8 protein-coding genes, 1 tRNA gene and 2 pseudogenes are annotated in these 9,450 nt (G+C 69.7%); 6 read left to right on the plus strand and 5 right to left on the minus strand.

Features of this window, described 5'->3' with window-relative positions:
• The 3 genes and pseudogenes from AC1D2K_RS22060 to AC1D2K_RS22070 all read right to left on the minus strand — a co-directional run.
• A pseudogene (locus tag AC1D2K_RS22060) lies at nucleotides 1-322 on the minus strand (phosphatase PAP2/dual specificity phosphatase family protein); the annotation flags it as partial.
• Entirely contained in the window at nucleotides 319-2,079 is a 1,761-nt protein-coding gene (locus AC1D2K_RS22065) for a bifunctional alpha/beta hydrolase/class I SAM-dependent methyltransferase (protein ID WP_478090982.1), read from the minus strand. The pseudogene AC1D2K_RS22060 and the gene AC1D2K_RS22065, both read right to left, overlap by 4 nt.
• 13 nt (nucleotides 2,080-2,092) lie before the next feature.
• On the minus strand, nucleotides 2,093-2,710 hold the full coding sequence (locus AC1D2K_RS22070; protein ID WP_478090985.1) for a CDP-alcohol phosphatidyltransferase family protein: 618 nt from the start codon (nucleotides 2,708-2,710) through the stop codon (nucleotides 2,093-2,095).
• A 115-nt stretch (nucleotides 2,711-2,825) separates the two neighbouring features.
• On the opposite strand from AC1D2K_RS22070, the gene ruvB reads away from it, so the two are divergent.
• Nucleotides 2,826-3,881, plus strand: coding sequence for a Holliday junction branch migration DNA helicase RuvB (ruvB, locus tag AC1D2K_RS22075; RefSeq protein WP_478090986.1), 1,056 nt, complete (start codon nucleotides 2,826-2,828; stop codon nucleotides 3,879-3,881).
• Nucleotides 3,882-3,926: 45 nt separating this feature from the next.
• Here ruvB and AC1D2K_RS22080 read toward each other — a convergent pair whose 3' ends face one another.
• The gene (locus tag AC1D2K_RS22080) at nucleotides 3,927-5,648 is read right to left on the minus strand and encodes a lysoplasmalogenase family protein (RefSeq protein WP_478090988.1); all 1,722 of its coding nucleotides are present in this window, start codon (nucleotides 5,646-5,648) and stop codon (nucleotides 3,927-3,929) included.
• Between the two features lie 112 nt (nucleotides 5,649-5,760).
• Here AC1D2K_RS22080 and AC1D2K_RS22085 point away from each other — a divergent pair, with 112 nt between their 5' ends.
• Genes AC1D2K_RS22085 through AC1D2K_RS22095 form a run of 3 tightly spaced genes read left to right on the plus strand, consistent with a single transcriptional unit; the run spans nucleotide 5,761 to nucleotide 8,084 of the window.
• Entirely contained in the window at nucleotides 5,761-6,639 is an 879-nt protein-coding gene (locus AC1D2K_RS22085) for a UDP-2,3-diacylglucosamine diphosphatase (RefSeq protein ID WP_478090989.1), read from the plus strand.
• Nucleotides 6,636-7,808, plus strand: coding sequence for a glycosyltransferase (locus tag AC1D2K_RS22090; RefSeq protein WP_478090991.1), 1,173 nt, complete (start codon nucleotides 6,636-6,638; stop codon nucleotides 7,806-7,808). The genes AC1D2K_RS22085 and AC1D2K_RS22090 overlap by 4 nt, the downstream gene beginning before the upstream one ends.
• Nucleotides 7,809-7,868: 60 nt before the next feature.
• Nucleotides 7,869-8,084, plus strand: coding sequence for a hypothetical protein (locus tag AC1D2K_RS22095; protein WP_478090992.1), 216 nt, complete (start codon nucleotides 7,869-7,871; stop codon nucleotides 8,082-8,084).
• 48 nt (nucleotides 8,085-8,132) lie between these two features.
• Here AC1D2K_RS22095 and AC1D2K_RS22100 read toward each other — a convergent pair.
• Nucleotides 8,133-8,209, minus strand: a tRNA-Met gene (locus AC1D2K_RS22100).
• 134 nt (nucleotides 8,210-8,343) lie between these two features.
• Between AC1D2K_RS22100 and AC1D2K_RS22105 the strand changes: the two genes are divergently transcribed.
• Both AC1D2K_RS22105 and AC1D2K_RS22110 read left to right on the plus strand, forming a co-directional pair.
• Nucleotides 8,344-9,009, plus strand: a complete 666-nt coding sequence (locus tag AC1D2K_RS22105; RefSeq protein WP_478090993.1) for a sigma-70 family RNA polymerase sigma factor — start codon at nucleotides 8,344-8,346, stop codon at nucleotides 9,007-9,009.
• Nucleotides 9,006-9,450, plus strand: a pseudogene (locus AC1D2K_RS22110) (hypothetical protein); the annotation flags it as partial. The gene AC1D2K_RS22105 and the pseudogene AC1D2K_RS22110, both read left to right, overlap by 4 nt.

The following is a 9,450-nucleotide window of genomic DNA, read 5'->3' on the forward strand; positions in this document are numbered from 1 at the left end:
TGAAATGCAGCGGCCACAGCACGAAGCAGCTCACCGCGACCGCCTGGGCCGTGAGCAGCCGCGCCGCATGCCGGTCCAGCGTGTGGCGGTCCTGGGCGAGGAAGAGCGAGAGCGCGTAGAAGGCGTTGATGGTCCAGTACGGGAAGATCGTCCACGGCCAGAAGGGCGTGCCGCGTTCCCATTCGAAGACCAGCGCGGGGACATGGGCGCGTGTCGCGGCCCACCAGTTGGCGAAACCGTAGCTGATATAGAAGAGCGGGCCCAGCAGCGCCAGCCACGCGGCGGCGCGCTTCCACAGGCGGGGCCTGGTGCCCGGTTTCATGGGGCCGCGCGCACGGCCAGCGACACCGTGAAGATGCCCCATTCGTCGACCCGCTGGGCGATCTTGCGGAAGCCCGCCTGTGCGACCAGCTGGTCCATTTCGGCCTGCGTGCGGCGGCGCATCACCCAGGCCTCGCCCTGCCGGTGGCTGGTGAGCGCCCGGGCGATCATCTCGAGCTGCGGATGCCAGGGCTGGCCGGTGTAGACCAGATAGCCGGCGTCCTCGACCGCGTCGCCGACACCGGCCAGCGAGCGGGCCACCAGGTCGTTGTCGGGAAAGAGTTCGTAGAGTCCCGACACCACGGCCAGCGTGGGCCGCGGCCGCACGCCGGCGAGGCTGGCGCGGTCGAAGGCGTCGGCCTGCACGAACTGCGCCGTGCCTTCCAGGCCTTTCTCGGCGATCAGCGCACGGCCGTCGCGCACGTTGATGTCGCTGTAGTCGCGCAGCAGGATCGAGCTCGCCTTGACCGGGCTGGTCGACACCGCGTCGAGCACGTAGCGGCCATGGCCGGCCGCGATGTCCATCACGCGCACCTCGCGCTGTTCCTTCGCCAGCCGTTCCATCGCTTCGCGCAGCAGTTCCTCCACATGGAGCTTGCGCTGCCGGATGCCGCGCCAGCCGATCGAATCGAGGTAGGTCCGGTCGATCGAGCGGCCGAGCGGCCCGGCGCCGCGGGCTTCGTTGCGGTAGACGTAGTCGAGCGTGCTGCCCGAGTCGAAGCCGGTGTCGTGTCCCAGCTTCACGCCGCGCGACAGCAGTCCGCCGAAGCGCAGGCTCGCGCGCGTGAACGCCCAGTACGCGCCGCGCGGCGACAGCGGCGACAGGGGCCTGGCCAGCGCGCGCGACTCGTCCGCCGTGTTGCCGTGCAGGTGCGCCGCGCGCAGGTCCACCGGCGGCGGCGGAGCGTCGAACAGCTGCAGCACGAACTCGCGGATGGCGCGCACCGCGGGCGCCCGCTCTTTCTCGCCGAGGGTGTCGTGGAAGAAGCCGGGCAGTTCCATCTTCGTCTTCACGGCGCTGCCGAGGCGCTCGAAGAAGCGGTGCTGCGGCTTGTGATGCACCACCCAGTCGGCGCCGGAAATCAGCAGCTGCACCGGCAGCGTGATCGCATTGGCGTCCGCGACCACGCGGTCGGCCGCCTCGTAGAGCCCCAGCAGAATGTTCACGGCGATCGGCCGCGAGATCAGCGGATCGCTTTCGTAGCTCGCGATGCGTTCCGGGTCGTGCGTGAGGAACTTCGCCTTCACGTAGCTGTTGACGAAGAACAGGCCGCGCAGCTTGTGCATCAGCCCGAGGCCGGCGCGCGCGAAGGGCACGTAGAGCTTGACCTTGAAGGCCGGCGAGGCCAGCGTGAGGCCCCGCACCTGGGGCGCGTAGTCGTGCGCCCAGGTCGCGACCAGCACGGCGCCCACGCTCTGTGCGATCACGTGGATGTCCTGGGGCGCGACGCCGTGCGCGCTGCCGATGTGCTCGATGAAGGTCTGCACGTCGCGCACCGAGGTCGCGAAGCTCGGGCTGTAGCCGCGCTGCCCGGGCGACTTGCCATGGCCGCGCGCATCCCAGGCAAAGAAGTCGAAGTCCGGCAGCGCCAGCTCGTCGACCAGGTGCGCCATGCGGGCGCCGTGCTCGTGGCCGCGGTGGAACAGCACGATCGCGCCGCGCCGCGTGGTGCCGGTGGCTGGCCAGTGGCGGTAGAACAGCGAGACGCCGTCGTGTGTGCTGAATTGTTCTTCTCGGGGCACGCGCGGGTCGGTCATTCGGTTTCCTGTATCAGGGGCTGGGTGGGGCGCCGGCTTCGGCGAGGGCGCGGCGGATGCGGTTGCCGATGGTCCACGCAACGCCCAGGGCGAGCAGCGGCATGAGCCATGCGGTCCAGGCCGGCAGCGGCAGGCCCAGCGCGACGTAGAGCCCGAGCGCGCCGAAGACGAAGGCGCGATCGCTCTTGCCCAGCGGGCCGTCGTAGCGGCGCGAGGCGCCGACGGTCGGGCCCAGGGCGCCGGCGAACTCGCTCAGGCCCGCCAGCACGATGACGGTGCCGACCCAGAACGGGCTGAAGGGCGCGACCAGGGCGAAGGGAAGATAGAGCGCGGCGTCGGAGACCACGTCGGTCAGCTCGTTGAGGAAGGCCCCGAGAGCGCTTCGCTGGCCGTGCTCGCGCGCCAGCATGCCATCGACGGCGTTGAAGGCCATGCGCAGCAGCATCCAGAGCGGGACCAGCGCGAAGGCGGATGCAGGCGGGGCGGCGAAGAAGAGCCAGAGCCCGAGCGCCACCGAGACCACGCAGGCGGCGACCGTGACCTGGTTGGCCGTCGCGCCGGCGGCGTGCAGGCGCCCGACCAGCGGCCGCAGCAAAGCCTGAAACCTCGGTTTCAATTCATAGATCGACACGCTGGGGGATCCCTCCTGGTCGCGCATTCTGCACGAGCGGACCCCTTCGGCGAACCGCGGCGGATCCTTGAGCGGCCGTTCGGCCGACTAAACTGTTCCTTCAGCCTATCGCCCCATGACCATCCAGACCGACGACTTCGCCCCGGCCCCGCAACGCGTGGTCTCCGCCGCGCCCGCCTCGCCCAATGAGGAAGCCATCGAGCGGGCGCTGCGGCCCAAGCTGCTCGACGAATACGTCGGCCAGGCCAAGGTGCGCGAGCAGCTCGAGATCTTCATCGGCGCGGCGCGCCATCGCGCCGAGGCGCTCGACCACGTGCTGCTGTTCGGCCCGCCGGGGCTCGGCAAGACCACGCTGTCGCACATCATCGCGGCCGAACTCGGCGTCAACCTGCGCCAGACCTCGGGCCCGGTGCTCGAGAAGCCGAAGGACCTGGCGGCGCTCCTGACCAACCTCGAGCGCAACGACGTGCTCTTCATCGACGAGATCCACCGGCTCTCGCCCGTGGTCGAGGAAATCCTCTATCCCGCGCTGGAGGACTACCAGATCGACATCATGATCGGCGAGGGGCCGGCTGCGCGCAGCATCAAGCTCGACCTGCAGCCTTTCACGCTGGTCGGCGCCACCACGCGCGCCGGCATGCTGACCAATCCGCTGCGCGACCGCTTCGGCATCGTCGCGCGGCTCGAGTTCTATACGGCCGAAGAACTGGCCCGCATCGTGCGGCGCAGCGCCGGCCTGCTGGGCGTGCCGATGGACGATGCCGGTGGCCTCGAGATTGCGCGCCGTTCGCGCGGCACCCCGCGCATCGCCAACCGGCTGCTGCGCCGGGTGCGCGACTACGCGCAGGTGAAGAGCGACGGCCGCATCACCGTCGACGTCGCGCACAAGGCGCTGGCGATGCTCGACGTCGATCCGCAGGGCTTCGACCTGATGGACCGCAAGCTGCTCGAGGCCGTGATCCATCGCTTCGACGGCGGGCCGGTCGGGCTCGACAACATCGCCGCCAGCATCGGCGAGGAGTCCGGCACCATCGAGGACGTGATCGAGCCCTACCTGATCCAGCAGGGCTATCTGCAGCGCACCCCGCGCGGGCGCATCGCGACGCTGGCCGCGTACCGGCACCTGGGGGTGGCGCCGCCGCAGCGKGATGGGGACATGTTCGGTACCTGAGGCGTGTCGCCTCGGGCCGGCAGCGGACCGCCCCTCGTGGGGCTCTCAGCGCGGACGTGCGTTCGACGCGATCAACCACTGCGCCGCGTAGTAGCTCGCCAGCACCCACAGCGAGGCCACCGGCAGCGGCTGGACGAATCGATTGGTCGCCAGCAGCGCGTCGCTCACCATGAAGAGGCAGGCACCCAGCGCCACCTGCCGCGCGCACGCATCGCCCAGAACGGCCGCGCGACCGAGGGCCTGGGCCGCCATGCAGGCGATCACCATGACATAGACGCCGACCGGAATCCGCAGGCCGGCGGGCAGGCCGCCCCACCACAGGAAGGCGTACATCAAGGCGCCGATCGCCAGCGTGGCAGCCAGCGCGCGCGGGCGCGGAAAGAGCCCCACGCCTTCGGCGAACAGCGCGATGTACGCGAGGTGAGCGAGCAGGAAGGCCACCAGGCCCGGGACGAAGAGGCTCGGCCACATCAGCAGCACATCGCCGGCCAGCGAGGCCGCCAGGCCCGCGATCAGCAGCAGGGCGAAGCGGCCCGGCATGGCGCTGGTGCGTGCGCGGGTCACGGCGAAAACGATCAGGATCGCGAGCGCCAGCGGCTTGAAGACGACGTGAAGACCCGAGAGCCCGAGCGCGCCGCTCGCGGTCGCCAGCGCGGCGGCGTCGACGAACAGCACGCCGATCACCGGCAGCCGGCCCTGCAGCACCGCGCCCGTGGCCCAGAGCCCGGCGGTCAGGGCGCCGAGCCACACCAGCGAGGTGGTGAATGCGAGCGCGTCCGAGAACCACAGGAAGGCGGTGGCGCCGCCCAGCAGCAGGACGAACTGCAGCGCCGCGAAGGCCTGCACGCCGCGCGAGGCCGGCGGCTCGTAGCGCTGCACCTGGCGGATGTCGAAGGGCGGCTTCGGGTCGCTGGCCGCGAGGTCGGCCGGACGCCAGCCCGGTGGCTTGAGCCACAGGCGCAGCTTGTCGCTCCAGCGCCGGGTGCGCCAGCTGTCGCGCGCCAGCGACCAATAGACTTCGGCGTTGGCCCACACCGGATCCCAGCTGCGCAGCGGGCTCCGGGTGCCGTAGACGCAGGGCTCGTCCTCTTCCTTGAAAGTGCCGAACAGCCGGTCCCAGACGATCAGCACGCCGCCGTAGTTGCGGTCGACGTAGCGGTCGTTGACCGCATGGTGCACCCGGTGGTTGGAGGGCGAGCAGAACCAGCGGTCGAACCAGCCCAGCCTGCCGACCTGCTCGGTGTGGACCCAGAACTGGTAGAGCAGGTCGACCAGCGCGACCACGCCGAAGACCAGCGGAGGCACGCCGGCAATGGCCATCGGCAGGTAGAAGATCCAGCCGAACAGCGCGCCGCTGGAGGTCTGGCGCAGCGCGGTCGAAAGGTTGTAGTGCTGGCTCTGGTGGTGCACCACGTGCGCCGCCCACAGCACCGCGCTTTCGTGGCCGAAGCGGTGCAGCCAGTAGTAGCAGAAGTCGTAGAAGACCAGCGCCGCCAGCCAGCCGTACCAGCGCATCCAGAAATCCTCGTCGGGGAACAGCGCGAAGGCCGACCAGCAGGCGGTGTAGATGYCGATGCGCAGCAGTCCGGTGAGGGCCGCGCTGATCTGGCTCAGCATGCCCAGGCCGATGCTGTTGAGCGTGTCGGGCAGGCGGTAGGTGTCCTGGCCGGTGCCGCGCCGCGCGCGCAGCCAGCCGACCAGGAACTCGATCCCGATCAGCAGGAAGAAGACAGGGGTCGCGAGAACGATGATCTGGCCAGGTCGCATGACAGCGATTCTCGGCGGCACGAAAGGCGAATCACCCCCAGGCTTCCCCTGTCACGGACGCGTCACCGCGGCGCCACCGGCGCGTCACGCGCGGCTGCGATCGTGCCCTTCCATGCAACGCGACGACGCCTTTCTTCGCGCATGGCGCGATACGACCGGTCCGGCTGGTGCCGTGGCCGATGACGAAGTCACACGGCCGCCACAGCGCTACCGCACCCTGTGGATCTCCGATCTGCACCTGGGCACGCCCGGCTGCCAGGCGCGGGCGCTGCTCGATTTCCTCAAGCACACCGAGTGCGAGACCCTGTTCCTGGTCGGCGACATCATCGACGGCTGGCAGCTGCGCCGCCACTGGTACTGGCCGCAGGCGCACAACGATGTGATCCAGAAGCTGCTGCGCAAGGCGCGCAAGGGCACGCGGGTGATCTTCATCCCGGGCAACCACGACGAGTTCGCGCGCAAGTACCTGCACCACAACTTCGGCGGCATCGACGTCGCGGAGGAATGGATCCACGAGACCGCCGACGGCCGCAAGCTGTGGGTCATGCACGGCGACCTGTTCGACGGCGTGATCCAGTGCGCCAAGTGGCTGGCCCACGTGGGAGATTCGCTGTACGAGTTCACCCTCAAGCTGAACCGGCATCTCAACTCGCTGCGTGCACGCATGGGGCTGCCCTACTGGTCGCTGTCCAAGTACCTCAAGCAGAAGGTCAAGCGGGCGGTCAGCTACGTCGGCGACTTCGAGAGCGCGGTGGCGCGCGAGGCCCGCCGGCGCGGCGTGCAGGGCGTGGTCTGCGGCCATATCCACCACGCAGAACTCCGGGACATCGACGGCATCCTCTATGCCAATGACGGCGACTGGGTCGAGAGCCTGACCGCGCTGGCCGAACACGCCGACGRCTCGCTCGAGATCCTGCACTGGTCCGGACAGCTGCCGGCCCGGTCCGGTGTCGGCACTGCGGCTTCGCGGCGTGCGCCGGTGCACGCATGACCGGGATGGCCGGCGCCCGGACCGTCGACCTGGTCTACTTCAACGCCGGCGGCGGACACCGCGCCTCGGCGCTGGCGCTGGAGGCCGCGATCCAGCGCGCCGGCCTGCCGTGGACCGTGCGGCGGGTCAATCTGCGCGAGGTGCTGGACCCCAGAGACAGCTTCCGCAAGCTGACCGGCATGGACCCCGAGGACGTCTACAACAAGCGGCTCGCACGCGGCTGGACGCTGGGACTGGCGCAGGAACTCAAGCTGCTCCAGGGCATGATCCGATGGAGCCATGCGGCGCTGGTCCGGCCGTTGCAGCAGTACTGGCTGGCGACCGAGCCGGACATGGTCGTGTCGCTGATCCCGAACTTCAACCGCGCGCTGTGCGAGTCGCTGGCCTCGACGCTGCCGGGCGTTCCCTACGTGACCGTGCTGACCGACCTGGCCGATCACCCGCCGCATTTCTGGATCGAGAAGGGGCTGGACCAGCACCTGGTCTGCGGCTCGCCGAAGGCGGTCCAGCAGGCGCGCTCGGCCGGCTATGCGGACGAACGGATCCACGCCAGCTCGGGCATGCTGAKGCGCGCGGCCTTCCATGCGCTGCCCACGATCGACCGCGCCGCCGAACGCCGCCGGCTGGGGCTCGATGCGGATCGGCCGACCGGCATCGTGCTGTTCGGCGGCCAGGGCTCGAAGGCGATGCTCGGGATCGCGAAGCGCCTGCCCGAGACCCCGCTCATCCTCGCCTGCGGCCACAACGCCGCGCTCGCGCGGGCGCTGCGCGCGTTGCCGGCGCGGGCGCCCCGGCTGGTGCTGGAATTCACGCCCGACATCGCCCACTACATGCGCCTGGCGGACTTCTTCATCGGCAAGCCCGGCCCGGGCAGCCTGAGCGAGGCGGTGCAGATGCAGTTGCCGGTGATCGTGGTCCGCAACCGCTGGACGCTGCCGCAGGAACGCTACAACGCCCAGTGGGTGCGCGAGCAGGGCGTGGGGCTGGTCTGCAGCAGCTTCGCCCGGGTGGCGCAGGCGGTCGATGAACTGACCGGCCAACTGGACCGCTACCAGGCGGCGACGCGCAAGGTGCAGAACCGCGCGATGTTCGAGTTGCCGGCGATCCTGCAGGAAGTCCTCGCCCGGGCGGAGGCCCCTGCCTTCGAGCCCGTCTCGGCGCAAGCTTGAAAGTAGAACTTTGTAGCTACAAAAGCTTACACTCGCCTCGGAGCAACCGAGGAGAAGACTGTGAAAAAGACATGCGGGCGTGTACTCCCTGGCCTCGTGATCCTGGCGGCGTCGTTGACCGGCTGCGAGGGCGGCACCCGGACCGCGGCGTCAGGCGATGCCTCGACGACCTTGGTGCCAGCGCCGACGCCGGTCGTCGTCACCTGGCAGCCCGAGAACAAGCTGGCAGAGTTTCTCAGCGGCTGGCGTCCGAAGGAACAGGCATCCGGGCGTTGAAAAAGAAAAGCCCCGCAAGTCGTTGACTCACGGGGCCTTCTTGATTTTTGGTGGCTCTTCACGGACTCGAACCGCGGACCTGTGGATTATGATTCCATCGCTCTAACCGACTGAGCTAAAGAGCCGAGCCCAGGATTATAGCCTGTTCAAAACCGCCTTCAGCCGCCCCGCGGAAGTTTCGCGAGTTCGTCGCTCACTCGAACGGCTGACAACTCCAGGCGACGGTCCGGTCCGTAGAAGGTGAGGTGAGAATCTGCCGATGCTTTCGCCCGCCGCGATTTCCGACGCCCTCGATGCCATGCCGGACGACCAGTTGATGCTGGCCTATGCCGGCGGCGACACCAGCGCCTTCGACGTGCTCTACGCGCGCCACGAAAGCGCGCTGTACCGCTTTGTCCGGCGGCTGCTGGGCATGCGGCTTGCGGCCGAAACGGACGAGGTGTTCCAGGAGACCTGGATGCGGATCGTCGCCGCGCGAGACAGCTTTTCGCCGCGGGGGGCCACCTGGCGCACCTGGGCTTTCACGATCGCGCACAACGTCGCGATGGACCGGCTGCGCATGAGCGGCCGCGAGGTCGCCTTCTATGCCCACGACGAGGACGGCGACGGCCTCGAGGCCGCGCAGCTCTTCAGCCGCGGCTTGCTGCGCGACAGCGCCGCGGTCGGCGATGCCGCGCACCCGTCGGCCGAGGAGCTGGCGTTCTGGCGCGCCGCCGGGAGGCGCCTGCTGGCCTGCCTCGACGAACTGCCGGACGACCAGCGCGCCGCCTTCCTGCTGCACCACGAAGACGGCTTCACGGTGGAGGCGATGGCCGCCACCCTGGACATCGGCTTCGAAACGGTCCGCAGCCGCCTGCGCTACGGGTTGAAGAAGCTGCGCGGCTGCATGGAGCGCTACCTGTCGGTGCTGGGGCGGCGCGCATGAACCCGATGCCGGACGAAACCGATGATCTGCGCGACGAGCACCTGCGGCGCGCGCTCGCGCATGCGCCCGACCACAGTGCCGTGCCCGACTGGCGGCTGCGCAAGGCGATCCTGAGGAGGGCGCACGATGCCATCGGCGCGACCGACCCGGACACCGATGCGGCCGAACTGGAACGAGCGGCCCGCCCGTGGTGGCGCCGTGCCGCGGACCACGGCGGAGCGGAGGCCAAGCGCAACCGCATGCCCTGGCGCGCGGTCTTCGCGACCGTGCTGCTGGCGGTGCTGGCGGCCCTGCTCTGGCAGCGCGAACCGGTGCCCCGGTCAGGACTCGATCCCGAAGCGCCGATAAGCGCGCCTTCGCCGCCGGTGCCCGCGCCGAGCGCTGCGCCCGCCCGGCCCGATGCCGGTTCGGCGGCGTCATCGGCCGAGTCCGTCGCTGCGC

The organism is Variovorax sp. P1_H12_2, from assembly GCF_056405335.1.